The organism is Flavobacterium anseongense (genome assembly GCF_021608185.1).
Classification (GTDB): Bacteria; Bacteroidota; Bacteroidia; order Flavobacteriales; family Flavobacteriaceae; genus Flavobacterium; species Flavobacterium anseongense.
Genome location: NZ_JAKIHN010000035.1, coordinates 1 through 316 on the forward strand (window position 1 = coordinate 1; position 316 = coordinate 316).

1 protein-coding gene is annotated in these 316 nt (G+C 41.5%); it reads left to right on the forward strand.

Annotated elements, in window-relative coordinates:
• On the forward strand, positions 1 to 316 hold a 316-nt coding region (locus L1S35_RS13240), incomplete at both ends, for an FIDD domain-containing protein (protein WP_236401465.1).

Below are 316 nucleotides of genomic sequence, written 5' to 3' on the forward strand. Positions count from 1 at the left end.
TGACACGATATGGGTTAGAGTAGAGCATAAAACGACGAATTGTTATAATATTGGTTCGTTCCAAATAGCCATTAATACACCGCTGCTGCTCACTACACCGACACCACTGAATATGTGTGATGATGATACAGCTCCAAACAATCAGTTCCATGTGTTTGATTTGACTGTAAAGAATACTGAAATCAATCAGGGAACAGGATTTGCGGTAACCTATTACCCGAGTTTACTTGATGCCCGTAATGATACCAATGTTATTACGACACCAACCGCTTATCAGAACGTTCCTGCCCATCCGGGAGTACAGACTTTAGGTGTT